Source organism: Agrobacterium sp. SUL3 (genome assembly GCF_001263295.1).
Lineage (GTDB): Bacteria > Pseudomonadota > Alphaproteobacteria > Rhizobiales > Rhizobiaceae > Agrobacterium > Agrobacterium tomkonis.
Genome location: NZ_KQ414498.1, coordinates 265,199 through 289,438, shown reverse-complemented (window position 1 = coordinate 289,438; position 24,240 = coordinate 265,199). Strand labels below are relative to the sequence as shown.

Below are 24,240 nucleotides of genomic sequence, written 5' to 3'. Positions count from 1 at the left end.
TATGCCGGTGTATTAGAGGATGAAGCCCTGTGCGGCAAGCCGCAAAGGCTCCGGTTTTACTGGCAGCACGGGGCAAGCGGTGCTATATGGGATGCATGTATCCCATTTTAGTCGGAAAGGACGCAAGCCATGAGCAAACAGACGGCCATTCGACTGCCGGATGAGACCTATGAGCGGCTGAAAGCGCTTTCCGAGCGCACCGGCCGCACCTCCGCCTATTATATCCGCGAGGCGATCGAGAAGCATATCGAGGATATGGAAGATCTCTATCTTGCCGAAGAGGCGACGCGGCGGCGGATCGCAAACAATGAGCGCACCTATACTCTGGAAGAAGTGATGCGCAATCTTGACCTGGAAAATTGAGTTTCAGCACCGCGCCGTCAAGCAGCTTGCAAAGCTGTCCAAGCAAGATGCGAACCGCATCGTTTCGTTTCTCGCAGATCGAGTGGTCCAAGACGAAAATCCTCGCAGGACCGGCACCGCCCTGCAAGGCTCGGAACTCGGAAGTTTCTGGCGCTACCGGGTGGGCGACTACCGCATTATCTGCGATATACAGGACCACAAGCTGGTCGTGCTGGTGGTCGAAATCGGCCATCGCCGTGAAATCTACCGTTAGGCATTCATGATCCTCGAAGCCCTGCAATATGCCGCCACCCGCACGGTGACGCCGAAAGAATTCCGCCCGCATATCCGCTATTCCGTCAACCTGTGGGCACGCGCCAACCGCTGCGCCAAGGCATGGGCGGAGCATGAAAACAACAGCCGGCAATTCGTGCTGCAATCGGCCAGAAAGCTGAAGCAGCGGCGGACGGCAGTGGTGCTGGGATCGGGCCTGTTGCGCGATGTGCCCTATGATGCGCTGGTGGCTATGTTCGATACCGTCGTTCTGGTTGATCTGGTGCATCTTGCCAGCCTGCAGGCGAAGCTGCGCCTCAATGCCAAAAAGAATGTCCGCATCGCCAACCGCGATCTTTCCGGCTTTGACGAAATCCTTGCCGGGAAAGAAGCAGAACCGCTCGATTTCCTGCGGCGGGTGCCCTATCTCGATCTCGTCGTTTCGGCCAATCTCCTGTCGCAGATCGGTACCGGCGCGTACCACCGCCTGGAGCGGGAGAAGATCACGAATGCGCCGGATGATCTGCTGCCGAAACTCATTCAGACGCATGTCGATGCGCTGGCCGGGCTTCCCTGCAAAGCCTGCCTGGTAACGGACACGTCCTTCGATGTCATCGGCAAGGATGGCAGCCAGCAGCAGCACGAGGATTTACTGCACGGCATCCAGATTTCCTCGCCCACCGCCGCGTGGGAATGGCCGCTTGCCCCCCTTGGAGAGGAAAGCAGGGATTATCGTATCGTACATCACGTCATCGCGCGTGAACTGACCTGAGCGTCATGCTTATTCCACAATTTTCGCGGTAAATTCGCGTCATGCGCCTGATGATCCGCACTTTGATGTTCCTTGCCTGCCTGCTTTACGGTGCAATGCCGGCGCAGATGGCGATGAGCATGCCGATGGACGCGGGCATGGCTGTTTCGCCGCAATCCGCGATGAGCCATGAAAATGGCCATTCAAACCATGCCGGAGATCGGGACACCGGTGCCGAGACCCATTTGCAAGATACAGCCAAAGCCCATAAATCGGGCATGGGCGATTGTTGCCCACATGGCGATGACGCCGCGCATCCCGGATCCTGCGCTGCCTGCCTGATCGTGGTTCCCCAAACGATCTTCGCCGATGCCGGCCGGATGATCTTCGCCTACCCCAAGCCGCAGCGTGGCATTCTCTTCAACGGCAAGGCTTTCGCCCCGCCGCTGCCGCCTCCCCGCGCCTGACGCCAGATTTTTCCACTCAATCCATCGAAAAATCCGTCAGACACAGGAAGGATAATCCATGTCTATCAAGACCATCACACTCGCCGCCGTTTTCGTAACCGCTTTCGCCATGCCCCTTTTCGCCCAGGAAGCGGGCGGCCATTCCGGGCACACCATGTCCAAGGGTGCCGCAAGCGAAACCGATTCCACCAAGGCTTTCATGGAAGCCAGCAAAAAGATGCATGGCGATATGGCCATCGATTATAGCGGCGATGCCGATGTCGATTTCGTGCGCGGCATGATCCCGCATCATCAGGGCGCGATCGATATGGCCAAGGTCCAACTCGAATATGGCAAAGACCCGGAAATCCGCAAGCTGGCAGAAGAGGTCATCAAGGCGCAGGAAGGCGAAATCGCCATGATGGAGGCCTGGCTGAAATCCAAGGGCAAGTGATTGCTTTTGTGGAAGGGGAGCGCCGGCTGCGGCGCTCTTCCGGCGACTTTGCGGCATGTTTCTTCTCCACGCCGGGGAGAAGGTTGCCCGAAGGGTCGGATGAGGGGGCAACGTTGCCGGATTTCGGAGAGCTCGCCCCCTCATCCCGCTGCCGCGACCTTCTCCCCGGCGGGGAGAAGAAGCAAGCGGAAGCCTATCGCTTCATCGGCGACGCTATGGCGCAAGGGTGAGACAATGTCGGATGCCTGGACTTGTCTGGCGCCTCACCAGCGCCAAACATCCTACACCCCCGCAAGACCGGCCTTGTAGTCCTCCGATGCCGCACGGCTAAGGCGTTCCAGCTCCATGGCCGCCCGGCTGGTGTGGCGTTCCTTGTGGCGCAAAAGGGCGAAGTTGCGGGCGGGCAGATCAATGCCGGCGCGGACGAGCAACCCTTGCCGCAGAAAGAGGGATGCCACCGAGGCTGAAACTGCCGTCGCAGCGCCGCCGGAGCGTGCCGCCATCACCACCGCCTCGTTGGACGGCAGTTCCAGCATGACGGAAAGCTCGCCGGGATCCACTCCCATCTGCCGCACCGCCGCCTCGAAGGCGGAACGGGTGCCGGAGCCCTGCTCGCGCAGGACCCATGAGGTGCCATAGAGCATATCGAGCGCGGTGAGATAACGGCCATCGGCGAATGGGTGGGCCGAACCGGTGACGACCAGCAGCTTGTCCGACACGACGGGCTGCACCATCAATGCCGGCTCATCGATCCTGCCTTCGATGAAACCGACCTCCGCCAGACCGTCCAGCACTGCCTGCGTGACAGTCTTGGTATTGCCGATATCGAGCCGGACGGTCACGCCGGGATAAAGCTTTTTGAATTGCATCAGGATCGGCGGCAGCCAGTAGCTTGCAATGGTCTGGCTGGCGCAGACGGTGATTTCGCCGCGCGTCAGCCCACCCATTTCAGAAAGAATCAATTCGGCATTGCGCACACGCGCCAAGGTCGCCTTTGCTTCGCCCAGAAATACCCGGCCGCTTTCGGTCAGTTCGATGTTGCGGCCGACACGATGAAACAGCTCGACATTATAAAAGGCCTCGAGATTCTTGATGGCGGAGCTGACGGCGGAAGCTGTCAGACCGATGGCTTCGGCGGCCCTCGTCAGATGCTCCCGTTCGGCGACGGCGATGAAGATGCGGAGTTGTTCAAAGGTCATGATGCTTCATTCGATTTTATCGAATGATATATGCCATATTATTTGATAGAATAAAACAGGCGGCTACGGCATTGTCTGGCCATGGCACAGCATCGCACCCTCACCTATCCCTTTCAGTTTTCCCTTCGCTGGCTCACCCCGCTTCTGCCGGGCATCCTGCTCTGCGCCGCCGTCAGCTGCGCCGCCATTCTGGCCGAGCGCTTTCAGGTGCGGCTTGCCGGCCATGCATGGCTTGGCGACCTCGTGCTTGCCATTCTGATCGGCACGATCCTACGGTCGCTGGTGTCGCTGCCGGCTGTCGCTTCGGCCGGCATCAAATTCAGCGCCAAGACCCTGCTCGAAATCGCCGTGGCGCTTCTCGGTGCGTCCCTCAGCCTTGCCATTCTCAAGGGTGCCGGCGGGCTGCTGATCGGCGGCATCGCACTGATCGTCGCATTGTCGCTAATCGTCAGCTATGCCGCCGGGCGGATGCTGGGGCTGCCGCCCAAGCTTGCAACGCTGATTGCCTGCGGCAATTCCATCTGCGGCAACTCCGCCATTGCGGCCGCTGCGCCCGCCATTGGCGCCAAGCCGGAAGATGTTGCCGCCTCGATTGCCTTCACCGCGGTTCTCGGCGTCGCCGCCGTGCTTTTGATGCCGTTCCTGCCGCAGCTCCTCGGCCTCGACGCCACTCAATATGGCATCTTCGCTGGTCTCACTGTCTATGCCGTGCCGCAGGTTCTGGCCGCCACCGCGCCGCTTGGAGCCGTGGCCGTACAGACCGGCACCATCGTCAAGCTCATCCGTGTGCTGATGCTGGGGCCTGTGATCGCCACGCTTTCCGTCATCCATGGCCAGTCCGGCAAGGGACGTCTGAAGTTGCAGCAGATGGTTCCGTGGTTCATCATCGGCTTTGTGCTGATGATCATGGCCCGCTCATTCGACCTCATCCCCGAAGTTCTACTTTCCCCCGTCGCCTCGCTGTCCAATATCCTCACCATCATGTCGATGGCGGCGCTGGGGCTTTCGGTCGATATTCGCAGCCTACGCCATGCCGGTGGCAAGGTCATTCTCGCCGCCAGCCTGTCGCTGGTGCTGCTGGGTGTTCTGAGTTTCGGCCTGATCGTGCTGACACAGGCGGCCTGAAGGCGCGCCGTTATGTCCCTGTGCTGACCGTCAACGTGTAATGCGCGCCGAGGCCACGGCGTGGCGACCCCAGAATGAGTGTCGGGCGGATCAGCCATTCGGTATCCGCCTTCGGCGTCAGCGTCGCGACCTTGCCGCCGGAATCGCTGAAGAAGATCGCATCCTCATCCGGCGTCGAAAAATCGAAGACCGCCATCAGGACGAATTCGCTGGAGGCGGCAAGTTCGATCTTCACCGTCTGCCCGGCCTTCACTTTCAGGCGGTAGACATCACCACGCCCGCGCCGGGTCCAGCCATCCAGCTTCAGCGGTCCGGCAGGCGGCAGGGCCACTTGCTTCAGCGTTTCGCCGTCATCGAGCCAGATGCCATCGACATTGCGGCTTTCCGCGAATGACGGATGCGGCACGGCGGCCACAGTCATAGTGAAAGCCAGAAGAAGGGAAGTTGCCTTCATGGACGTATGAACTCCCGCCGCATGACCTCGATCGGCTGGCGGCAATGGCAGCCTTCGATATGGTCATTGACCATACCCATGGCCTGCATGAATGCATAGACGGTCGTCGGGCCGACGAAACTCCAGCCCCGCTTCTTCAGATCCTTCGAAAGACGGATGGAGGCGGCGCTGGTGGGGTTGGCCCTTAACGTCGCATAGTCCAGCCTTTGCGGCCTTTCTGCGGCAGCGGGTTCGAAACCCCAGAAATATCGGGCGAGCGAGCCGAATTCGTCTCGCAGTTCCAAAGCGCGGCGGGCATTGTTGATGGTCGAAACAATCTTGCCGCGATGACGGATGATGCCCTTGTCCACAACGCAGCGCTCAATATCGGCATCGCCGAACTCCGCCACCTTTTCGAATTCGAAGTTGGCGAAGGCAAGCCGGAAAGCTTCGCGCTTGCGCAGAACCGTCAGCCAGGAAAGGCCGGACTGGAACCCTTCCAGGCAGATCTTCTCGAACAGCCGGCGATCGTCGGTGACGGGATAACCCCATTCCTCATCGTGATAACGGCTGTAATCCTCCAGCCCCTGCTGCCAGAAACACCGCACACGGCCATCCGCACCGGTTTCAAGTCCCGCCTCGCTCATTCCGCAACAACCCTTTTCCGCTCCCGCGCGTAACCGTTGGAAGCTGCGCACTTACCACTCATTCACCACGTTTCAAAACCGGGCGCTAACCTTAAATCCAGCTTTCCCTAATCAAGGGCTTTTTAATGAACAGCCATTTACGATTCGCTGGCGTCGAGGTGCGAACGTGTCCGGCAATGCGGGACAATATTCCCCGCCATTTCCATTGTTGCGGCATACCGCAGAGAGAGTCCACTCGATGACGATGAAGTCCGTTTTTCTGGCGCTGAGCCTCGTTTCCACCCTCACTGTCCCGGCCGCCATGGCCAATGAGCGTTATCGCGAGCGCCCGCCGATCGTCGTCAGCCCGGACCTTTCCGCCCCATGGGTCACGCAGCTGGGTGGCCGTGGCAATGTGCGCCCGGTGGTTTATCCGCGCGCGCCTGCCGCACGCCAGCCATTCTTCCAGCAGCGTCAGGCCGCCATGCCGCAGCGCCCCAGCTCCGGCGTCACATCGCAGCGCCCGGCACGGGTGCAGAATGCCGCCGTGCGACCCAACGCGCCGGTGCGCACGCAGATCGCGCCGCAATTCCTGCCGCAGATCGTCACCTATCAGACCAATGAAAAACCCGGCACCATCGTCATCGATACGCCGAACCGCTTTCTCTTTCTCGTGCTCGCCGATGGCAAGGCACGGCGTTATGGCGTCGGTGTCGGCAAACCCGGCTTCGAATGGGCCGGGACACACAAGGTGACCCGCAAGGCCGAATGGCCGAGCTGGACCCCGCCGAAGGAAATGATCAGCCGCGAGGCGGCGAAGGGACATTACCTGCCGGCCTTCATGGAAGGCGGGCCGGCCAACCCGATGGGCGCGCGCGCCATGTATCTCGGTTCCACGCTTTACCGCATCCACGGCACCAACCAGCCATGGACGATCGGCAGCAACAATTCCTCCGGCTGCATCCGCATGCGCAACGAGGATGTCACCGATCTTTATGAGCGCGTAAACGTTGGAACGCGGGTCATTGTGATATGACGGCAACGGTTGCGCCATTCCGGCCTCTGCAGGGCCGGCGTGGCGGCGTATCCGCTTGAATTGCCGCCTTTCAGCGGTACACTCCAGCCCAATTCAATCGAACGAAGCATTCCACGAGACTTGGCGGGGGACGCCAGGCGCCGGACCTCTCTCAGGGGGATGACGGAACGGCCTTAAAACGGGTGGTCAACTGACCGCCCGTTTTTCGTTTCTGTCATTCAAATGTTATCAAAAAACGGTTTGGTGGATTTCTGATATCAACTTGGATTCTCTCCATGCCGCGCCATGCTTCTTTTGTCTGCGCCCTGCTCCTCAGCGGCGTTTCCTTCTCTGCCGCGATTGCAGGTGAATTTGAAATTTCCGGTTATGGCGGCTGGCAAAGCGCCCCTCATAGCGATGTGACGGTTTCCGACGGACCGGACTTCCGGGCCGGATGGGAAGGCAAATCATTTTCCAGCCCTCCCTATTGGGGCGTGCGCGGCACCTACTGGTTCGAAGAGGGCCGGCTCAACAATTTTGGTATCTCGCTCGATTTCACCCATGACAAGGTCTATGCCGACGACCAGACGCTTGCACGCTCCGGCTGGTCGCATTTCGAATTCACCGACGGCCTGAACCTTCTGACGCTGAACGCGCTCTACCGCTTTCCGCTCGAATCCCTGCCGATCACCCCTTATGTGGGCGCCGGCGTCGGCATCAACGTGCCGCATGTGGAGGTGAACCGTCCGTCGGGTAAAACCTTCGAATACCAGTTCGGTGGCGCCACCCTGCAGGCACAGGCCGGCCTCAGCTACCGCATCACGGACAACTGGTCGACCTTCGTGGAATATAAGGGCACCTATTCCTTTATCGACGTCGATATCGACAATGGCGCATCGTTAAAGACCGATATCATCACCAATGCGGTGAATTTCGGCGTGGCGTATAAGTTCTAAAACATGTGGTGCAAAGCCTGCCGGGTGGAAGACGCTCTCTTTTTCCGTCATTTCGGCCGTGACGTTAAATAGGAACGCTAACCGAGCCAATCGCACTTACGTCATCCTCGGGCTTGTCCCGAGGATCTGCCAACGTGTTGATTTTATTCGACGTGATTAGATCCTCGGGACAAGCCCGAGGATGACGCAGAGAGGTCTATGCCCGTCACCACCGACTTTCCGACGGCGGACGCGTGCATGAAAATCTGAACCGGACAATAGTGGTCATGGCCGCCGTGACGGAGAGACGCGAGCGGGAGAGCTGTCTCGTGTCGTGCGAAATCGGAATACCTCCAGACTCTAGATTCGTTTATCTTTTCGGGAAAACCGGGTTCCACTTTTCCCTGGCAGACTTTAAACCGAGAGCCGCGCCGGTTTCGGCCCACCATAGGCCCAGTCCAAGAGCTCCACGGTGTGCAGGATCGGCATATCAGTGCCGGTTCCGATCTGCGTGATGCAGCCAATATTGCCGGTGGCGATGACATCCGCCCTTGTGGCTTCGATATTCTTGACCTTGCGCGCCTTGAGCTTGGCGGAAATTTCCGGCTGCAGAATATTGTAGGTTCCGGCCGAGCCACAGCAGAGGTGCCCTTCCGCCGGATCGCGCACGGTAAAACCCGCCGCCTTCAGCAGCTGTTTCGGGGCGAGCGTGATTTTCTGGCCGTGCTGCATGGAGCAGGCGGAATGATAAGCGACCGTCAGGCCCTGGCTTGGCTTTTGCGGCAGATCGAGGGTGGCGAGATATTCGGTGATATCCTTTGCAAGCGCCGAGACCCGCGCGGCTTTTTCCGCATAGGCCGGATCAAGCCGCAGCATATGACCATAATCCTTGATGGTGGTGCCGCAGCCGGAAGCGGTGATGATGATGGCGTCGAGGCCGTCATTCTCCATCTCCCGTGTCCAGACATCGACATTGCGCCGGGCCGAGGCGAGCGCCTCTTCCTCCCGCCCCATGTGATGCACCAGAGACCCGCAGCAACCCTCCCCCTTTGGCACCACGACCTCGATGCCGAGCCGCGCAAGCAGGCGCAGCGTCGCCTCGTTGATACCAGGGTCGAGCACTGGCTGGGCGCAGCCGGTGAGAATGGCGACACGCCCGCGTTTTTCGCCTTCGGCAGGCCGGTCACCCGGACGGGCGGAAGCGGAGGCTGCAGGCACGGCGGCGGGCGCAAGAGCGAGCATGGATTGCAGCGGTTTCAGCGCCGGAACCCTGGCAAGCAGGCCGGAGAAGGGCCGCGCCAGCCGTGCCAGTTGCAGGGCCAGCCGGAAACGGGCGGGATGGGGCAGGACGGCAACCAGAAGATTGCGGAACAGCCGATCCATGAAGGGGCGTTTATATGTCTGTTCTATATGGGCGCGGGCATGATCGACCAGATGCATGTAATCCACGCCGGAGGGACAGGTGGTGGTGCAGGCAAGGCAGGAGAGACAGCGGTCGATATGGGTGACGACCTCACGGTCGGCCGGGCGACTGTTTTCCAGCATATCCTTGATGAGGTAGATGCGGCCGCGCGGGCTGTCCAGCTCGTTGCCAAGCGTGACATAGGTGGGACAGGTGGCGGTGCAGAAACCGCAATGCACACATTTGCGCAGGATTTTTTCGGATTCCGCCACATGCGGATCGGTCAGCTGCTCGGGCGTGAAGGATGTTTGCATGGTTCAGACGGCCCTTTCCATCGCTGCGGCCATCTTGCCGGGATTGAAGATGCCCGCCGGATCGAGCTTCTCCCTGATACGCGCAGAAAGCAGCGCTTCCGCCGCCGGGCGCGGTTCGAAGGCAGCGACAGTGGCGCGCGCCGCATCACTTGCCCTCACCAAAGTTGCGTGGCCGCCGCCGAGTGCCCGGATTGCGCCGCGCAGCAAATCCGCCTCGGGGTCGGCCTCCATCTGCATCCAGACAAGGCCGCCCTGCCAGTCGTAAAAGGCGTCAATGCCTGCTTCCATGCGCAGCGCCGCGACAAGCCGGTGGCCCGCGGCGGGCGCGACGGAAACTTTCCAGAGCGGCTTGGTATTCTGCCCCACATAGGGCGCGACATCACGCACCTGTCGCCATAGAAGGCCGCTCTCTTCTTTCTCCAGCAGCGCCCATGGCCCGACCCGGTCCATTACCGAGAGAAGCTTGCGGACGCGCGCTTCCACCGATGCGGCAAGCCCTTCCAGTCGCAGGATCGTCGCTGGGCCTTCCGGCAGGCTATCTTCGATAAAGCGCGAGCGAACGCTTTCCGGCAGATGCGCCGCGCCGGATACTTCGACGCTCATCGCCATCGCCGCCGCCATGATGCGTGTCGCCGCCTCGTCATCCAGACCGGACACGACCACGGTTTTTTCAGCCGGCGGTTTCGGCAGCACGCGGAAGGTCACTTCGGTGAGGAAACCGAGCGTGCCGAAAGAACCCGCGAGAAACTTCGACAGATCGAGACCGGTGACATTCTTCATCACCCGGCCGCCAGCCTTGATGATCTCGCCATTGCCGTTGACGAAACGGATGCCGAGCAGGCTGTCGCGCGCCGCGCCCGCTACATACCGCCGCGGCCCGGAAACACTGGCGGCAAAGACGCCGCCGATGGTCGGCTCGCCTTTGGTACCCATGATCGGGCGATGGTCCATCGGCTCGAAGGCCATCATCTGGCGGTTTTCGGCAAGGGCGGCTTCGACGGTGGCGAGCGGGGTGCCGGCCTTTACGGTCATGACCATTTCGGCGGGAACGTAAGAGACGATACCGTTCATCGCACGGGAAGAGAGCGTGGCGTCTGCCGCCACCACGTTGCCGAAACCGGAGCGGGTGTTGCCGCCGATGATTTTCAGTGGGGTTTTTCGGGTTGCGTGGTCGCGGATGATATCGGCGGCCTGTGTTTCTGCGTATGGGGTCAGCATGGGGCGGCGAACTCCGGGCATGGGATAGCGACCTTTGCGCGAGGGATACCCCCCTCTGCCCTGCCGGGCATCTCCCCCACAAGGGGGGAGATCGACTCGCGGCAAGGCCCCGCATTTTTCTTCGGTAGAGATGGAGCGACGCAGGTGCGTCTTGCCAATCTCCCCACCTGAGGGGGAGATGCCCGGCAGGGCAGAGGGGGGTAAGCCACATCCACAGAGATCACAAACCTCAAACCCATCATCCCCTCCCCTCCAACGGAAATACCTTCGACGGGTTCATCAACCACCCCTCATCAAAAGCCGCCCGCACCGCCATCTGCTGGGCAAGATCGGCCTCACCATACTGGTGGCGCATCAAATCCCGTTTTTCGATGCCGACACCGTGCTCGCCGGTTAAACAGCCGCCGGCATCGACGCAGAGCTTCAGGATTTCATTGCCCGCCTCTTCGGCGCGGGCCGCGTCATCAGGGTCGTTGGCGTTGAACAGGATGAGCGGGTGCATGTTGCCATCGCCGGCATGGAAGACATTGGCGACGCGCAGGCCGAGCCGGTCGGTAATCTCGCTCGTCTTTTTCAGCACGTAAGAAAGCTGCGAAAGCGGCACCGTGCCATCCATACAGATATAATCCGCAATACGTCCCGTCGCGCCGAAGGCGGATTTGCGGCCTTTCCAGATCGCCGCCGCCTCCATGGCCGACTGGCATTCCTTCACGGTCTTCACGCCATGTTTTTTGGCGATGGTGACGATATCAGCCAGCATGGCGTCCATTTCCGCCTCGGAGCCTTCGACCTCGACAATCAAAAGCGCGCCGACATCCAGCGGATATCCCGCCTTGGCGAAGGCCTCGCAGATCTCGATGGCAGGCTTGTCCATGAATTCGATGGCAACAGGGATAATGCCCGCGCCGATGATATCGGCGACGCAGGAGCCAGCCTCCTCGGATGTCTCGAAGCCGAACAGCACCGGTCGCGCGCCTTCCGGCTTGGCGATCAACCGCACCGTCGCTTCGGTGACGATGCCGAGCTGACCTTCCGAGCCGCAGACGAGAGCGAGCAGATCATAACCGGCGGCGTCGAGGTGCTTGCCGCCCAGTTCGAGCACCGTGCCATCCACCAGCACCATTTTCACGCCGAGCAGATTATTGGTGGTTACGCCATATTTCAGGCAATGCGCGCCGCCGGAATTCATGCCGATATTGCCGCCGATTGTGCAGGCAAGCTGCGAGCTTGGGTCCGGCGCATAAAAGAAGCCTTCCGCACCGGCCGCATCCGAGATGGAGAGATTGGTGACGCCCGCCTGCACCCGTGCGGTGCGATTGTAAAAATCGAGTTCGAGGATCGAGGCCATTTTCGAAAGGCCGATCACCACCGCATCCTCCTGCGGGATCGCGCCACCAGACAGCGAGGTGCCGGCGCCGCGCGGTACGACCGGAATGCCGTAGCGATGACAATATTTCATCACCGCCGCCACCTGCTCCGTCGTCTTCGGCAGTGCGACGGCCAACGGCAGACGGCGATAGGAAACGAATGCATCGGTTTCGAAAGGCACGAGTTCGCGCGGTTCGTGCACAAGACAGTCTTCCGGCAAGATATCCTTCAGATCGGATATGATGCGGTCACGGCTTGCGACGACCTTCGCACGCGGCTCCAGAAACTTGATCGGCTGCGTCACCGCCCCCTCCTCCATGCATGTCCTGCCAACTGGTATTCTTTCTTTACCACTTTGAAACAGCGCAATCAAATGTTATGGATTTTTTCCATTCCGGAAATAATCGAGGGCAACTGTGACAAATCTGGGTGATCTGGAAGTCTTTGCAAGCGTTGTCGCCTCCGGCAGCATGTCGATGGCGGCCAAGGAGCTTGGTTATTCGCCCGCCGTCATTTCCAAGCGCATCAAGCGGCTGGAAGAAAAGCTCGGCGCGCGGCTTTTCCAGCGCACCACGCGGCAAATTTCACTGACCGAGGCCGGACAGGGATTTTACGAGCGGGTGCTTGCTGTGCTGGAAGGGCTGGAAGAGGCCGAGGATTTCGTGTCCGGCCGCGCCAACACCGTCAACGGTACGCTGAAGATTTCCGCCCCCACCTCCTTCGGGCGCATGCATATCGCGCCGCACTTGAAGACCTTCATGGAGCGACACCCGGACCTTTCAGTCAATCTGGTGCTGAGCGACGAATTCATCGATATCATTGAGGGCGGTTACGATCTGGCCATCCGCATTGCCGATCTGAATTCCTCCAGCCTCGTGGCCCGAAGGCTGGCGCCGGTGCGCCGCGTGCTTTGCGCTTCGGCGGAATATGTCGCGGCCCATGGTATGCCTGATACAATCGAGGATCTGAAAAAGCACCGCTGCCTGCCGGCCCATAATAACGATGTCTGGCGGCTGGAAGGACCGGGCGGTGCGATGAGCATCCGCCCGGAAGGCATGCTCATCACCAATTCCAGTGAGGTGATCCGCGAGGCGGTGATTTCAGGGCTTGGCATTGCGCTGCGCTCCACCTGGGATATCGGCCATGAATTGCGCGCCGGCAAACTGGTGCAGGTTCTGCCCGGCTACGAGGGGTCGCGCAACGTCACGCTATCAGCGATTTATCCGAGCCGGCAGTTCCTGCCCGCGAAAGTGCGGCTGTTCATCGATTATCTGGCCGGGCTCTATGGCCCCTCACCCTATTGGGAGCAGGGCTGAAGGGGCCGCCGCCTCCCTCATCCCTGTGCTTGTCACAGGGATCCAGCCAGCCCAAGTCCTTGGGCTGAAAGGACTCTTTTCGCCGCGCAGACGCGCGTCGGCTGGATTCCTGTGACAAGCACAGGAATGAGGGAAACTTGGCCCTCAGTGCCCACCTTCCACATGGGAGCGGCGGACGCGGCGCACGACCCACCAGACGCCGAGCACGGCGAGCGGAACGGAGAGACCGGTAACGACGGCGGGATCGACCGGCAGAACGTCGTGGCTGATCGCCTTGGTCAGATAACCGATCAACCCAACGACATAATAGGAGATGGCAGCAACCGACAGGCCTTCCACGGTCTGCTGCAGGCGAAGCTGCATGGCGGCGCGCTTGTTCATGGTATTGAGCAGCACCGTATTCTGCCGTTCCAGTTCCACATCGATCCAGCTTCTGACGAGCGCCGTGGCGCGGTAGAGCTTGCGCGAGAGGTTGGCCTGCCGCTCCTCAACCGACTGGCAGGTGCGCATGGCGGGCGCCATGCGCCGCTCCAGAAAGCTGCCCATGGTCTCATGGCCCTGCACCGGGGTTTCCGCAAGCGCCCGGATGCGTTCGCGCACGATGCCGTCATAGGCGCGGCTGGCGCCGAAGCGATAGAGGCTGAGCGCGGCATTGGCTTCCAGCTCCGCCGCAAGCCGGGTCATCTCGGCCAGAAGCGCATCGGCCTCGTCGCGTGCGCCGTTTTTCATGCGCTGGGTGATACCCGTCAAACCATCTTCGATGCGGCGGATTTCCGGCGAGAGCGTCTGCGCCATCGGCAGGCCGAGCATGGCAAGGGTGCGATAGGTCTCGATATCGAGAAGCCGCTGCACCAGCGCGCCGCGGCTGTAATCGCTCAAGCCCCGATCAATTACCAATATCTGCGTCAGCCCGTCGCGATCCTGCCGGAAATCGGTGAGGATCGCCGCCTGCCCGTCGCGCACGTCGCTGTGACAGAGGCTGGTCGGTTCGAAGATCGCCTCCGCCTGAGACGCCACACCATTCTCCGGGCGGATTTCCAGCCGCACACCCGAGATCAGCGAGCCGGGTGGCGAAAAGCCGTCGCCGAAGGGGTCGCCGGCAATCTCACCGCCGAATTTTTCCGGCGCGGGGCCATCCCAGAACCAGGTCGAGAATTCCGTGTGCCGCTCCCAGCGCAAGGTCCCCTGCCCCCAGGGCATGGCGTGGTGGCGGGCGTCGCGTTCCGGCGGCGCAACACCGCGACCGCGCGACATTTCCGCGATGACCGAGTGATGTACCGCCGAGCCGCCATCCATCATAAAGGCAAGCTGGACGATGATGCGCGACGGGGCGAGAAGCACCGTCGGCCGCGCATGAACCTCCCCGAGCGCCAGCGACCTTTCCGGCGCGCTTGCGAAAGCAAATCTACCCTTGGCCATGCGATACCGTCCCCGCCTGTTTCCGCCGGTTTTCTAAAGCATCAATGGCGATGAAAACACCACAATCGAAGCCGCTGTCATTGTTTTGATCCAACCGGCGGAAAAATCCACCATCGTCACCCTGTCCTGCTGCTGCTTTAACAAAAGCCAGTTTCAAAAGGCAGATGTCGTGTTGCCGCAGGCATGGCACAGCCTGGCGGAGAACTGGATAGAATATTTGACCAGTGCGACGCTTCGCTGATAGTTTGCCCCACATCAAATACGGGGCGGGATTTCGCCGGAGACTTCTGCGATGGACGAAACGCTTTTTGCGCGCATCGAGCACAGCCGCACATCACAGGAGGTGATCTTACGCTTCGAGGAATTGATCCTCGACGGCATATTGCGGGATGGCGACCGGCTGCCCGGCGAGCGCGAACTGGCGCAAAAGCTGGATGTCTCGCGGCCGATCCTTCGGGAAGCGCTGAAGGAGCTTGAGACCCGTGGCCTTCTCATCAGCCGGCATGGCGGCGGCACCTATGTCGCGGATATTGTCGGGCCGGTATTTTCCGACCCCTTGAGCGCGCTGATTACCCGCCACAGCCGGGCGACGCGGGATTTTCTCGAATATCGCCGTTATATCGAAGGCATGACCGCCGAACTTGCGGCGCAGCGGGCGACGGAACCGGACAGGCGCAATCTGACAGCTATCGTCGACAGGATGAGGGAAGCCCATGAGGCCGGCCGCTTCGATGACGAGCTTTCCGGCGATGTGGAATTTCACAATGCCATTGGCGAAGCGGCGCATAATATCGTGCTGATGCACACATTGCGGTCATGTTACCGGCTTTTGAGCGATGACATCTTTTATAACCGCCATCTCATCTTCACCGTCGCGGGCGCCCATGACGAGGTGCTGAGACAGCATATCGCGATCCATGACGCCATCGCGAGCGGCGATCCGGCGGCGGCAAGGGCTGCGGCGGAGGCTCATATCGACTTCATCGTGGAAACGACGTCTAGGGCGCATCAGGCGCGCGAATGGGACCGGATTTCCCGCCTGAGACAACAGCAGCGCAGCACCTGAAAACGCCATCCGGCGAAATACGGCACCTATTTTATTCAGGTTTTTATGGAACCTTTTGTGCTCTTTGGTCTTTTAATCGGGTTAATTGGAAAAATTTACCAAGATGGGACCCATGACGACCACGAGCGAAACTGAACGCTATCCGCGGATAGCTCTCATATCGACGCATGGCTATGTCGCCGCGCATCCGCCACTGGGTGCTGCCGACACGGGTGGACAGGTGGTTTATGTGCTTGAGCTTGCACGCAAACTCGGCCAGCTCGGCTATACTGTCGATCTCTATCCCCGCCGCTTCGAAGACCAGCCGGAATTTGACGAAGTTGACGAGCGCGTGCGTGTGGTGCGCATTCCCTGTGGCGGGCGCGATTTCATTCCCAAGGAATATCTGCATCGCCACCTGATGGAATGGTGCGAAAATGCGCTGCGGTTCATCAAGAAGAACGACCTGAATTATTCTTTCATCAACAGCCATTACTGGGATGCTGGCGTGGCCGGACAGCGGCTGTCCGAAGCGTTGAAAATCCCGCATCTGCACACGCCGCATTCGCTCGGCATCTGGAAAAAACGCCAGATGGAGACCGACTATCCGGAAAAGGCCGATACGTTCGAACTGGAATTCAATTTCAAGGAGCGTATCCAGCACGAGCTGATCATCTATCGCAGCTGCGACATGGTGATTGCCACGACGCCGGTGCAGCTTGACGTGCTGATCGAAGATTACGGGCAAAAGCGCAAACACATCCACATGATCCCGCCGGGTTATGACGATAATCGCTTCTTCCCGGTTTCGGATGCAACGCGGCAGATGATCCGTCAGCGTTTCGGTTTCGAAGGCAAGGTGGTGCTGGCGCTGGGGCGGCTTGCCACCAACAAGGGTTACGATCTGCTGATCGATGGCTTTTCCGTTTTGGCGGAGCGCGAGCCGGAAGCCCGCCTGCATCTGGCCGTCGGCGGCGAGAATATGGACGAGCAGGAGACCACCATTCTCAACCAGCTGAAGGACCGGGTAAAAACGCTCGGTCTGGAAGACAAGGTCGCATTTTCCGGTTACGTCGCGGATGAGGATCTGCCGGATATATATCGCGCCGCCGATCTCTTCGTGCTTTCCAGCCGCTACGAACCTTTCGGCATGACGGCGATTGAAGCGATGGCAAGCGGCACACCCACCGTCGTTACCATCCATGGCGGGTTGTTCCGGGCCGTCAGTTATGGCCGCCATGCGCTGTTTGCCGATCCTTTCGACAAGGAAGACCTCGGCATAACCATGATGAAACCGTTCAAGCATGAGCGGCTTTACGGGCGGCTTTCGCGTATGGGCGCGCACAAGGCGCGCAGCCTGTTCACATGGACGGGCATCGCGCAGCAATTGCTGGCGCTTGTAGAAGGCAGGACCATGATGCCGGTTCTGGAAGAAGCGGACTGGGCCGAACCGTGGAATGACGGCGATTGAGACCGCTTCGCCTTTTTTCCACCGATCTCGACGGAACTGTCGTCGGCAACAACGATGCCACGCGTCGGTTCCGCGATTTCTGGCAATCATTGCCGGACGAGCATCGTCCGGTTCTGGTCTTTAATAGCGGCAGGCTGGTCGATGACCAGCTTGCGCTGTTGGAAGAGGTGCCACTGCCGCGGCCCGATTATATCATCGGCGGTGTCGGAACCATGCTGCACGCGAAGGAGCGCGGCGAGCTGGAAAGCGCCTACAGGCACTCACTCGGCACCGGCTTCGACCCGAGGAGGATTGCCGATGTCATGGGACGCCTGCCTGATGTGACGATGCAGGCGGAGCAATATCAGCACGGCCTCAAATCCAGCTGGTTCCTGCATGATGCCGATGAAAAGGCGCTTGCCGATATCGAAGCAGCGCTGCTGGCGGCTAAGATCGATGCCCGCATCGTCTATTCCAGCGGTCGTGACCTCGACATATTGCCAAAGGCCGCCGACAAGGGCGCCGCATTGGCATGGTTATGTGGACAACTGCATATCGGCCTCGACGAATCGGTCGTCGCGGGCGATACTGGCAATGATCGGGCGATGTTCGAGTTAAATGACGTTCGCGGCGTGATCGTTGGCAATGCCTTGCCGGAACTTGTTTCCATGGCAAACAGCAATGGCCGGTTTTACCTCTCGGGCGCGACTGAAGCGGATGGTGTGATTGAAGGTCTCCGACATTGGGGACTGGATATGGGGCCAGCGCAATTTCGGCCGTAGCCCTTGAACGGTTTGCGTTCCGAATGACCTGAAAGCAGACAGATACGGAATTCCGCAATCGGCTGTTGAACCGGGAACACCCCGGCGAGCTTCCGTTCGCCTCCATCTGCCCCCTGATCTTCATCAGCGTGAAGACAATAGTGGGTTATGGATGAAGGGGGATTGGCGGAACATCCAGCATATCTATATTAGCAATTATCACTACCCGGCAAACAAGGATTTATACGGATTGAAGATTTTGAATCGATTGGCGACAGACGTTGGCTTGATGTTGCGCAGACCGCCGCGACAGCAATATGCGGCGCTGTGCTATCGATTGTCCAAAAAAAATCCGGAGCCGGAAGTCCTGCTGCTGACCAGCCGGGATACGGGGCGATGGGTCATTCCCAAAGGCTGGCCGATGGGCGGCAAGAAGGCCCATGCGGTGGCCGAGCAGGAAGCCTATGAGGAAGCTGGCGTCAAAGGCACGGTGGAGAAGGCTCCCTTCGGCTTTTATGAATATGAGAAAAAACTGAACAGCGGCATCAACGTGCCTTGCAGGGTTCAGGTGCATCTGCTCGAAGTCTCGGAAATGCAGGAGAGCTTTCCCGAAAGAGACTCCAGAAGGCTGGAATGGGTCACCCCCAAGGAAGCGAACAGGCGGGTCAATGAGCCGGAGCTGAAGGCGCTGATGCTGGCTTTCGACAAGCGGATGGCGCATTCGAAATAGCGCCGCCGCCCGAAGCGTGGCAATGTGCAGTTTGTTTTTCCAACATGGCTTTTATCGTCTTTCATTTTGGAAAGATGTGCGAGATGTAACAGTCTTTCTGTAAAATTGCCTTCAACCTGCGACACTGCCGGACGAGAGGGAATGCTGGCAAACGAGGTCTGAATTGGCAATAAAGCCACCATCGAACATGAAACCGACGCTCGACAAGGATCTCGACAAGATCACCCGTGTCGAAGAGGCGACGCTGCACGTCACGCAGCAGCTTGCAGGCCTTGGCGCGGGGTTCATGTTCGTTGTTCTGGCGGCGATATTTGCCGGTGCCTTCGTCACAGGCACCGACGGCTCGGTCATCATCATCGCCGCCGTCGCCATCGGCGCCTATATGGCGATCAATATCGGCGCGAACGACGTAACGAACAATGTGGGCCCCGCGGTTGGCGCCAAGGCCTTGCCACTTGCCGCAGCACTCATCATTGCCGCCATCTGCGAGATCGCCGGTGCACTGATCACCGGCGGCAATGTGGTCGAAACCATTTCCAGCGGCATCATCAACGTCCAGACCATTCCGGACAGGACCGCATTTTCCTGGGCGATGCTGTCGGCGCTTCTCGCTGCCGGCCTTCTCGTCAATCTCTCGACCTGGACCAAAGCGCCGATTTCCACCACCCATACGGTGGTCGGTGGCGTTGCGGGTGCCGGCATGGCGGCCTACGGCATCGGCGCAGTCGACTGGCTGTCGCTCGGCAGCATTGCCTTTGCATGGGTGCTTGCGCCCTTCATCAGTGCGGTTATCGCCGTCCTCATTCTTGCCTTCATCAAGGAATGCATCATCTATCGCGAGGACAAGATCGAATCCGCGCGGCTGTGGGTGCCTGTTCTCATCGGCCTGATGGCGGGGGTTTTTACCGCCTATCTCATCTGGGTCGGGTTGCGGCAGCTCATGCATGTGTCATTGGGCCACGCCAGCCTCATCGGGCTTATGACCGGCCTAGTTGCCTGGCGTCTCTGCGTGCCGATCATCCGCAAACAATCCGAAGGGCTGGAGAACCGTAACCAGTCGCTGCGAACGCTGTTCCAATGGCCGCTCGTGCTCGCCGCCGGATTGATGTCCTTCGCGCACGGCGCAAATGACGTGTCCAACGCCATCGGCCCGGTGGTGGCCATCGTGCGGGCATTGCACAACGAAGCCGTGGAGACGTCCGCCCGCGCACCGCTCTGGGTAATGCTGGTCGGCGCGTTCGGCCTTTCCTGCGGTATTCTGCTTTATGGCCCGCGCCTCATCCGCCTGGTCGGTGAACAGATCACCAAGCTCAATCCAATGCGCGCGTTTTGCGTTTCCGTGGCGACCGCGCTCACCGTTCTTGTCGCCTCACGCTTCGGCCTGCCGGTCAGCACCACCCATACGGCAATCGGCGCGGTATTCGGCGTCGGTTTCTTCCGTGAATGGTACACGCAGTCATCGCGCCGGCGGCAGGAACTCGTCAATGCGGGCACCGGGGATATCCGCCGGGCTGCACGATTTGCCGACAATCCTTCCGAGGTGCGCCGCCGCTACCTTGTCCGGCGTTCCCACTTCATGACGATCATCGCTGCCTGGCTGGTCACCGTTCCCGCAAGTGCTACGCTTGCGGCGCTGCTCTACTGGCTGATGTCTTTCCTCTTTCTGTAAACCTGAAACCAAATCCCATGCGCGCAAATTTCCGGATGCAACGCCTGTTTATCGAAGCCCCGCTTGCTGCGGACATCGCACTGGAGGCGACGGGCGAACAATTCAACTACCTCGCCAACGTGCTGCGCATGACGGATGGCGCGGAAATCCTGCTGTTCAACGGCCGCGACGGCGAATGGAAGGCGAAACTTTCCTTTCCGAGCCGCAAGAAGATCGTTCTCATCCCTCTGGAACAGACGCGGCCGCAGCCGGACGCGCCGGATCTGCATTATCTCTTTGCGCCGCTGAAGGTCGGCCGCATGGATTATCTGGTGCAGAAGGCGGTTGAGATGGGTGCCGGCCTCTTGCAGCCGGTGATGACGCAGCATGTTCAGGGCAAAATACACAACACCGACAAGCTGCGCGCCAACGCCGTCGAGGCCGCCGAACAATGCGGCATACTGTCTCTGCCTGAGGTCGCCGAGCCGGTGAAGTTGAAAGACATGCTGGAGAGCTGGCCACAGGACCGGCGCATCATCTATTGCGACGAAGGCGATGCGGGGCAAAATCCGCTGCCGGTTCTGCAATCCGTCAAGGAACGCAAAATCGCCCTGCTGGTTGGCCCGGAAGGCGGGTTTTCCGAGGACGAAAGGGACCTTCTGCGCAGTCTTGCTTTCGTTACCCCCATTCCGCTCGGGCCGCGTATCCTGAGGGCCGATACGGCCGCCGTCGCAGCATTGGCGGTCATTCAGGCGACAATCGGCGACTGGAACTGAGGTGGAATATTACGCTTGATGCATCTTTAAAAGAAATTCATTTGCCTCCGGATGCGATCCGGCTCTATCTGCCAATCATATGCCTCGCCGCAACAGAGACGTCATAACAAGGTAAGCCATGGCACGCGACACGACCGACCAGACACCCCTCTCCTCCGTCACGGAGCTTACAGACTATCTGGCGGGCGGTTGCAAAGCTGAAGCCGATTTCCGCATCGGCACCGAGCACGAGAAATTTGCATTCTTCCGTGAGGATAATAGCCCCGTTCCCTATTTCGGCGAGGCCAGCATTTCCGCCCTCCTGAAGGGCATGCAGGCAAAGCTCGGCTGGGAACCGATCATGGACGGTGAGAACATCATCGGGCTTGGTGAACAGCACGGCATGGGGGCCATCTCCATCGAGCCGGGCGGCCAGTTCGAACTTTCTGGCGCGCCGCTCGAAAACCTGCACCAGACCTGCAAGGAATCCAACCAGCATCTGGCGACCCTTCGCGAAGTGGCGGAGCCGATGGGCATCCGGTTCCTCGGCATCGGCGGCAGCCCGCTGTGGAGTTACGACGAAACACCGCATATGCCGAAATCACGCTATGCGATCATGACGCGTTATATGCCGAAGGTCGGGACCAAGGGTCTCGACATGATGTACCGTACCTGTACGATCCAGGTGAACCTCGACTTTTCCTCCGAAGCGGATATGCGCCAGAAGATGCGCGTTTCCATGAAGCTGCAATCGCTGGCAACCGCACTGTTTGCCTCTTCGCCCTTCACCGAAGGCAAGCCGAACGGCCTTCTTTCCTGGCGTGGCGATATCTGGCGCGACACCGACAATCAGCGGTCCGGCGTGCTGCCCTTCACCTTCAACGACGATTTCGGCTTCAAGGACTATGTCGAATGGGCGCTGGATGTGCCGATGTATTTCATCGTGCGTGACAGCAAATATCACGATTGCACCCATGTCACCTTCCGGCAGTTCATGAACGGCGCGCTGAAGGGCGAAATCGCCGATTGGCAGCCGACCATGGGTGACTGGACAAACCATCTCTCTACCCTTTTCCCGGATGTGCGCCTGAAGCGTTTCCTTGAAATGCGCGGCGCCGATGGCGGCCCATGGAGGCGCATCTGCGCCCTGCCGGCTTTCTGGGTTGGTCTTCTGTATAATCAGGAAGCGCTTGACGCTGCCGATGCACTGACGGCCGGCTGGAGCTTCGACGAGGTGATCGCACTTCGCGACGCCGTGCCGGTCAAGGGACTGGGTGCCGAGATAGCCGGCAAGCCGCTTCTGGGTATCGCCCGCGAGGTTGTCGATATTTCCCGCACCGGCCTTAAAAACCGTAACAGGCTGAACGGTGAAGGCCAGGACGAGACCGTGTTCCTGTCATCGCTGGACGAGGTGCTGGCCAAGAAGACCACGCTCGCCGACGACCTGCTGGCGCTCTATAACGGACGCTGGGGCGGCTCGGTGCTGCCGGTGTTCGAGGAATATCAGTATTAAGATATCCCGCCGAACCCCGCTGTGGGGTCAGGAGCCCGCGTAACAGCAGGCGAAGAAAAGCCATAAAAAAGCCCGGCGCGGCCGAGGGGCCTGACACCGGGCAAAGGCAGGGCTATTGGCAAATCACCCTGCGGGGAAAACTTTTAGGTTCGAAGCAGTTCCAGCCGCTGGAGGCCCGCTGGAACTGCGCGAACGAAGCCGCTTTTTGCAATGCTTACAGCGTCTTGAACCGTGTTACTGCCCGCTTGCGCGCGGCGCGGGTCAGATGAGCGGTCGGATCTTCGAACAGGCCGGTATTAAGCGCGTCCCGCACATCCGAGTGTGCCAGCCCGATATCGGCAAGAAGTCGGTCGTCAAGCTCGGTCAGCCCATTGGCGACGATACGGTTGTAGATGCGCTGCAAAAACGTTTTCACGGCCGAAGCACCACCGAAGACGATGCGACGCAGGGTGTCGCTCTGCCTTGTGGTTGCGAGTTCCAGTTCCATTCTCCGTTCTGCCGTGCGCATGACACTTATCCTTCCGTAACGGCACGATGCGGCACCGCCCCCGACGCACCACGCGCGAGAAGCTGCCTTGGGTTGGGGGCCTGACGTTTCGCCGGCCCGTGGTTGAGGTTGATTTGTTGGATGTCAAAATGTCGCAAGACTATTGATCAGTCCAACGAATGTTTCTAATGTAAGACATCAATCATTCTGATGGATGACCATCCATGTCCGCACCTCTCGATATAGATCAGCTGCACACCTTCATCGCCATCATCGATACGGGCAGCTTCACCAAAGCCGCCGACCGCGTTTTCAAGACGCAATCCGCCGTCTCCATGCAGATGCGGCGGCTTGAGGAGCGGATCGGCAAACAGCTTTTCGCCAAGGACGGGCGTGGCAACCGCCTGACGGCGGAGGGCGAAAAGCTGATGAATTACGCCCGCCGTATCATCCGCCTCAACAATGAGGCGATCGCCGCCTTCGACGACAACCGGCTCGAAGGTACATTGCGCATCGGCACGCCTGATGACTATGCCGACCGCTATATGCCTGAAATCATCGGCCGTTTCGCCAAGACCCATCCGAATGTCGAGCTTTACATCGTCTGCGAACCTTCGGTCAGCCTTGCCGAAAAAATGGCGCGCGGCGAGCTGGATATTGCGCTCGTCACCCACAATCCCCGCGCCCGCTCTTCGGATGTGGTTCGCACCGAACCGCTCTGCTGGGTCGCTTCCGCCAACCATCCGCTGAAGGATGATGCGCCGGTGCCGCTCGCCGTCGGCCGGCGCGACTGCCACTGGCGGCAGCTTGCCTGTTCGGCGCTCGATGCCGACGGGCGGGATTATCAGGTTCTGTTCACCAGCTGGTCTTCCACGGTGGTGGCCGCCGCCGTGCTGGCCGGCATGGCCGTCTCGGTGCTGCCGGAATCGGCGCTGCGTACCGGTATGAAGGTTCTGAGCGCTGCCGACGGTTTCCCACCGCTGCCACCGGTGCAGATCGGCCTGATGAAGCGGCCGGGCCTCTCCCCCTCGCTGGTGAATGCGATTACCGACCATATCACCGCCTGCCTCGACAACATCTCGCCGATGAACGTTGCCGACGAGATGGACAGTGACGTGAAGACCTACCCGAAGATGCCGCGCCTGCGGGCCGGGCATATGCTGCCGGGGTGGTGAGCGGATAGTACAAATACGAAGGCCGGGGTAAGCTCCGGCC

At 60.0% G+C, this 24,240-nt stretch carries 26 protein-coding genes; 17 read left to right on the top strand and 9 right to left on the bottom strand.

All coding sequences use genetic code 11. From position 1 onward, the window contains the following. Positions 1 to 129: 129 nt before the first annotated feature. The 5 genes from relB (at position 130) to copM (ending at position 2,266) form a co-directional block, all read left to right on the top strand. On the top strand, positions 130 to 363 hold the full coding sequence (gene relB / locus AKG12_RS01565; RefSeq protein ID WP_004440186.1) for a type II toxin-antitoxin system RelB family antitoxin: 234 nt from the start codon (positions 130 to 132) through the stop codon (positions 361 to 363). Further along, positions 347 to 616: a type II toxin-antitoxin system RelE family toxin gene (locus AKG12_RS01560; RefSeq protein WP_046800682.1), complete on the top strand. Its 270-nt coding sequence runs from the start codon at positions 347 to 349 to the stop codon at positions 614 to 616. The genes relB and AKG12_RS01560 overlap by 17 nt, the downstream gene beginning before the upstream one ends. 6 nt (positions 617 to 622) lie before the next feature. Continuing rightward, positions 623 to 1,387 (top strand): hypothetical protein, encoded by a 765-nt coding sequence (locus AKG12_RS01555; RefSeq protein WP_052817328.1) that lies wholly within the window; start codon positions 623 to 625, stop codon positions 1,385 to 1,387. A 107-nt stretch (positions 1,388 to 1,494) separates the two neighbouring features. Then, positions 1,495 to 1,833: a hypothetical protein gene (locus AKG12_RS01550; protein WP_285277703.1), complete on the top strand. Its 339-nt coding sequence runs from the start codon at positions 1,495 to 1,497 to the stop codon at positions 1,831 to 1,833. Between the two features lie 58 nt (positions 1,834 to 1,891). Next, positions 1,892 to 2,266 (top strand): CopM family metallochaperone, encoded by a 375-nt coding sequence (copM, locus tag AKG12_RS01545; RefSeq protein ID WP_052817327.1) that lies wholly within the window; start codon positions 1,892 to 1,894, stop codon positions 2,264 to 2,266. Between the two features lie 281 nt (positions 2,267 to 2,547). Here the strand turns inward: copM and AKG12_RS01535 are convergent, their stop codons facing one another. After that, a complete protein-coding gene (locus AKG12_RS01535) occupies positions 2,548 to 3,465 on the bottom strand; it encodes a LysR substrate-binding domain-containing protein (protein ID WP_046800678.1) in 918 nt (305 codons plus the stop codon). A gap of 81 nt (positions 3,466 to 3,546) precedes the next feature. Here AKG12_RS01535 and AKG12_RS01530 point away from each other — a divergent pair, with 81 nt between their 5' ends. Further along, positions 3,547 to 4,590 carry a YeiH family protein gene (locus tag AKG12_RS01530; protein WP_052817325.1) on the top strand — a complete coding sequence of 348 codons (1,044 nt, stop codon included), beginning with the start codon at positions 3,547 to 3,549 and terminating at the stop codon, positions 4,588 to 4,590. A 10-nt stretch (positions 4,591 to 4,600) separates the two neighbouring features. Here AKG12_RS01530 and AKG12_RS01525 read toward each other — a convergent pair whose 3' ends face one another. Both AKG12_RS01525 and AKG12_RS01520 read right to left on the bottom strand, forming a co-directional pair. Next, on the bottom strand, positions 4,601 to 5,044 hold the full coding sequence (locus tag AKG12_RS01525; RefSeq protein WP_046800676.1) for a hypothetical protein: 444 nt from the start codon (positions 5,042 to 5,044) through the stop codon (positions 4,601 to 4,603). Next, a complete protein-coding gene (locus tag AKG12_RS01520; RefSeq protein ID WP_046800675.1) occupies positions 5,041 to 5,670 on the bottom strand; it encodes a DNA-3-methyladenine glycosylase I in 630 nt (209 codons plus the stop codon). The genes AKG12_RS01525 and AKG12_RS01520 overlap by 4 nt, the downstream gene beginning before the upstream one ends. A gap of 238 nt (positions 5,671 to 5,908) precedes the next feature. Here AKG12_RS01520 and AKG12_RS01515 point away from each other — a divergent pair, with 238 nt between their 5' ends. Both AKG12_RS01515 and AKG12_RS01510 read left to right on the top strand, forming a co-directional pair. Next, positions 5,909 to 6,685 (top strand): L,D-transpeptidase, encoded by a 777-nt coding sequence (locus AKG12_RS01515; protein ID WP_052817324.1) that lies wholly within the window; start codon positions 5,909 to 5,911, stop codon positions 6,683 to 6,685. Positions 6,686 to 6,960: 275 nt separating this feature from the next. Continuing rightward, positions 6,961 to 7,620 carry an outer membrane beta-barrel protein gene (locus AKG12_RS01510; protein WP_046800673.1) on the top strand — a complete coding sequence of 220 codons (660 nt, stop codon included), beginning with the start codon at positions 6,961 to 6,963 and terminating at the stop codon, positions 7,618 to 7,620. A 393-nt stretch (positions 7,621 to 8,013) separates the two neighbouring features. On the opposite strand, the gene glcF is transcribed toward AKG12_RS01510, so the two are convergent. The 3 genes from glcF to AKG12_RS01495 all read right to left on the bottom strand — a co-directional run bounded on the left by glcF (position 8,014) and on the right by AKG12_RS01495 (position 12,220). Next, positions 8,014 to 9,315 carry a glycolate oxidase subunit GlcF gene (gene glcF / locus AKG12_RS01505; protein ID WP_052817323.1) on the bottom strand — a complete coding sequence of 434 codons (1,302 nt, stop codon included), beginning with the start codon at positions 9,313 to 9,315 and terminating at the stop codon, positions 8,014 to 8,016. A gap of 3 nt (positions 9,316 to 9,318) precedes the next feature. Next, positions 9,319 to 10,533 (bottom strand): glycolate oxidase subunit GlcE, encoded by a 1,215-nt coding sequence (gene glcE, locus AKG12_RS01500; protein WP_052817322.1) that lies wholly within the window; start codon positions 10,531 to 10,533, stop codon positions 9,319 to 9,321. A gap of 238 nt (positions 10,534 to 10,771) precedes the next feature. After that, a complete protein-coding gene (locus tag AKG12_RS01495; protein ID WP_444551925.1) occupies positions 10,772 to 12,220 on the bottom strand; it encodes an FAD-binding oxidoreductase in 1,449 nt (482 codons plus the stop codon). A 97-nt stretch (positions 12,221 to 12,317) separates the two neighbouring features. On the opposite strand from AKG12_RS01495, the gene AKG12_RS01490 reads away from it, so the two are divergent. After that, complete coding sequence (locus AKG12_RS01490; RefSeq protein WP_052817321.1) at positions 12,318 to 13,217, top strand: LysR family transcriptional regulator; 900 nt, start codon at positions 12,318 to 12,320, stop codon at positions 13,215 to 13,217. A 144-nt stretch (positions 13,218 to 13,361) separates the two neighbouring features. On the opposite strand, the gene AKG12_RS01485 is transcribed toward AKG12_RS01490, so the two are convergent. Then, on the bottom strand, positions 13,362 to 14,636 hold the full coding sequence (locus tag AKG12_RS01485) for a DUF3422 family protein (RefSeq protein WP_052817320.1): 1,275 nt from the start codon (positions 14,634 to 14,636) through the stop codon (positions 13,362 to 13,364). Beyond that, on the bottom strand, positions 14,623 to 14,793 hold the full coding sequence (locus tag AKG12_RS30600; protein WP_167379163.1) for a hypothetical protein: 171 nt from the start codon (positions 14,791 to 14,793) through the stop codon (positions 14,623 to 14,625). The genes AKG12_RS01485 and AKG12_RS30600 overlap by 14 nt, the downstream gene beginning before the upstream one ends. A gap of 135 nt (positions 14,794 to 14,928) precedes the next feature. Here AKG12_RS30600 and AKG12_RS01480 point away from each other — a divergent pair, with 135 nt between their 5' ends. From AKG12_RS01480 to AKG12_RS01450, 7 genes are all read left to right on the top strand, one after another. After that, entirely contained in the window at positions 14,929 to 15,702 is a 774-nt protein-coding gene (locus tag AKG12_RS01480) for a FadR/GntR family transcriptional regulator (RefSeq protein WP_052817319.1), read from the top strand. A gap of 103 nt (positions 15,703 to 15,805) precedes the next feature. Further along, positions 15,806 to 17,152 carry a glycosyltransferase family 4 protein gene (locus AKG12_RS01475; RefSeq protein ID WP_197283286.1) on the top strand — a complete coding sequence of 449 codons (1,347 nt, stop codon included), beginning with the start codon at positions 15,806 to 15,808 and terminating at the stop codon, positions 17,150 to 17,152. Further along, entirely contained in the window at positions 17,149 to 17,913 is a 765-nt protein-coding gene (locus AKG12_RS01470; protein WP_052817318.1) for an HAD family hydrolase, read from the top strand. The genes AKG12_RS01475 and AKG12_RS01470 overlap by 4 nt, the downstream gene beginning before the upstream one ends. Before the next feature lie 268 nt (positions 17,914 to 18,181). Next, positions 18,182 to 18,622 carry an NUDIX hydrolase gene (locus tag AKG12_RS01465; protein ID WP_046800665.1) on the top strand — a complete coding sequence of 147 codons (441 nt, stop codon included), beginning with the start codon at positions 18,182 to 18,184 and terminating at the stop codon, positions 18,620 to 18,622. A gap of 163 nt (positions 18,623 to 18,785) precedes the next feature. After that, positions 18,786 to 20,291 carry an inorganic phosphate transporter gene (locus AKG12_RS01460; protein ID WP_052817317.1) on the top strand — a complete coding sequence of 502 codons (1,506 nt, stop codon included), beginning with the start codon at positions 18,786 to 18,788 and terminating at the stop codon, positions 20,289 to 20,291. A gap of 17 nt (positions 20,292 to 20,308) precedes the next feature. Then, the gene (locus AKG12_RS01455; protein WP_052817314.1) at positions 20,309 to 21,046 is read left to right on the top strand and encodes a 16S rRNA (uracil(1498)-N(3))-methyltransferase; all 738 of its coding nucleotides are present in this window, start codon (positions 20,309 to 20,311) and stop codon (positions 21,044 to 21,046) included. Positions 21,047 to 21,164: 118 nt separating this feature from the next. Next, positions 21,165 to 22,538 (top strand): glutamate--cysteine ligase, encoded by a 1,374-nt coding sequence (locus AKG12_RS01450; RefSeq protein ID WP_052817312.1) that lies wholly within the window; start codon positions 21,165 to 21,167, stop codon positions 22,536 to 22,538. A 214-nt stretch (positions 22,539 to 22,752) separates the two neighbouring features. Here the strand turns inward: AKG12_RS01450 and AKG12_RS01445 are convergent, their stop codons facing one another. Next, positions 22,753 to 23,046: a YjiS-like domain-containing protein gene (locus AKG12_RS01445; RefSeq protein WP_052817310.1), complete on the bottom strand. Its 294-nt coding sequence runs from the start codon at positions 23,044 to 23,046 to the stop codon at positions 22,753 to 22,755. 203 nt (positions 23,047 to 23,249) lie between these two features. On the opposite strand from AKG12_RS01445, the gene AKG12_RS01440 reads away from it, so the two are divergent. Further along, on the top strand, positions 23,250 to 24,200 hold the full coding sequence (locus AKG12_RS01440; protein ID WP_046800660.1) for a LysR substrate-binding domain-containing protein: 951 nt from the start codon (positions 23,250 to 23,252) through the stop codon (positions 24,198 to 24,200). Positions 24,201 to 24,240 lie beyond the last annotated feature (40 nt).

What these genes read in the sequence shown, in the direction of transcription:
- glcE (WP_052817322.1), bottom strand. Translation starts at nt 10,533, where the DNA reads ATGCTGACCCCATACGCAGAAACACAGGCCGCCGATATCATCCGCGAC.
- AKG12_RS01550 (WP_285277703.1), top strand. Translation starts at nt 1,495, where the DNA reads ATGGCGATGAGCATGCCGATGGACGCGGGCATGGCTGTTTCGCCGCAA.
- AKG12_RS01520 (WP_046800675.1), bottom strand. Translation starts at nt 5,670, where the DNA reads ATGAGCGAGGCGGGACTTGAAACCGGTGCGGATGGCCGTGTGCGGTGT.
- AKG12_RS01440 (WP_046800660.1), top strand. Translation starts at nt 23,250, where the DNA reads ATGTCCGCACCTCTCGATATAGATCAGCTGCACACCTTCATCGCCATC.
- AKG12_RS01555 (WP_052817328.1), top strand. Translation starts at nt 623, where the DNA reads ATGATCCTCGAAGCCCTGCAATATGCCGCCACCCGCACGGTGACGCCG.
- AKG12_RS01455 (WP_052817314.1), top strand. Translation starts at nt 20,309, where the DNA reads ATGCGCGCAAATTTCCGGATGCAACGCCTGTTTATCGAAGCCCCGCTT.
- AKG12_RS01485 (WP_052817320.1), bottom strand. Translation starts at nt 14,636, where the DNA reads ATGGCCAAGGGTAGATTTGCTTTCGCAAGCGCGCCGGAAAGGTCGCTG.
- copM (WP_052817327.1), top strand. Translation starts at nt 1,892, where the DNA reads ATGTCTATCAAGACCATCACACTCGCCGCCGTTTTCGTAACCGCTTTC.
- AKG12_RS01465 (WP_046800665.1), top strand. Translation starts at nt 18,182, where the DNA reads ATGTTGCGCAGACCGCCGCGACAGCAATATGCGGCGCTGTGCTATCGA.
- AKG12_RS01475 (WP_197283286.1), top strand. Translation starts at nt 15,806, where the DNA reads ATGGGACCCATGACGACCACGAGCGAAACTGAACGCTATCCGCGGATA.
- relB (WP_004440186.1), top strand. Translation starts at nt 130, where the DNA reads ATGAGCAAACAGACGGCCATTCGACTGCCGGATGAGACCTATGAGCGG.
- AKG12_RS01495 (WP_444551925.1), bottom strand. Translation starts at nt 12,220, where the DNA reads ATGGAGGAGGGGGCGGTGACGCAGCCGATCAAGTTTCTGGAGCCGCGT.
- AKG12_RS01525 (WP_046800676.1), bottom strand. Translation starts at nt 5,044, where the DNA reads ATGAAGGCAACTTCCCTTCTTCTGGCTTTCACTATGACTGTGGCCGCC.
- AKG12_RS01510 (WP_046800673.1), top strand. Translation starts at nt 6,961, where the DNA reads ATGCCGCGCCATGCTTCTTTTGTCTGCGCCCTGCTCCTCAGCGGCGTT.
- glcF (WP_052817323.1), bottom strand. Translation starts at nt 9,315, where the DNA reads ATGCAAACATCCTTCACGCCCGAGCAGCTGACCGATCCGCATGTGGCG.
- AKG12_RS01450 (WP_052817312.1), top strand. Translation starts at nt 21,165, where the DNA reads ATGGCACGCGACACGACCGACCAGACACCCCTCTCCTCCGTCACGGAG.
- AKG12_RS01515 (WP_052817324.1), top strand. Translation starts at nt 5,909, where the DNA reads ATGACGATGAAGTCCGTTTTTCTGGCGCTGAGCCTCGTTTCCACCCTC.
- AKG12_RS01445 (WP_052817310.1), bottom strand. Translation starts at nt 23,046, where the DNA reads ATGCGCACGGCAGAACGGAGAATGGAACTGGAACTCGCAACCACAAGG.
- AKG12_RS01480 (WP_052817319.1), top strand. Translation starts at nt 14,929, where the DNA reads ATGGACGAAACGCTTTTTGCGCGCATCGAGCACAGCCGCACATCACAG.
- AKG12_RS01535 (WP_046800678.1), bottom strand. Translation starts at nt 3,465, where the DNA reads ATGACCTTTGAACAACTCCGCATCTTCATCGCCGTCGCCGAACGGGAG.
- AKG12_RS01530 (WP_052817325.1), top strand. Translation starts at nt 3,547, where the DNA reads ATGGCACAGCATCGCACCCTCACCTATCCCTTTCAGTTTTCCCTTCGC.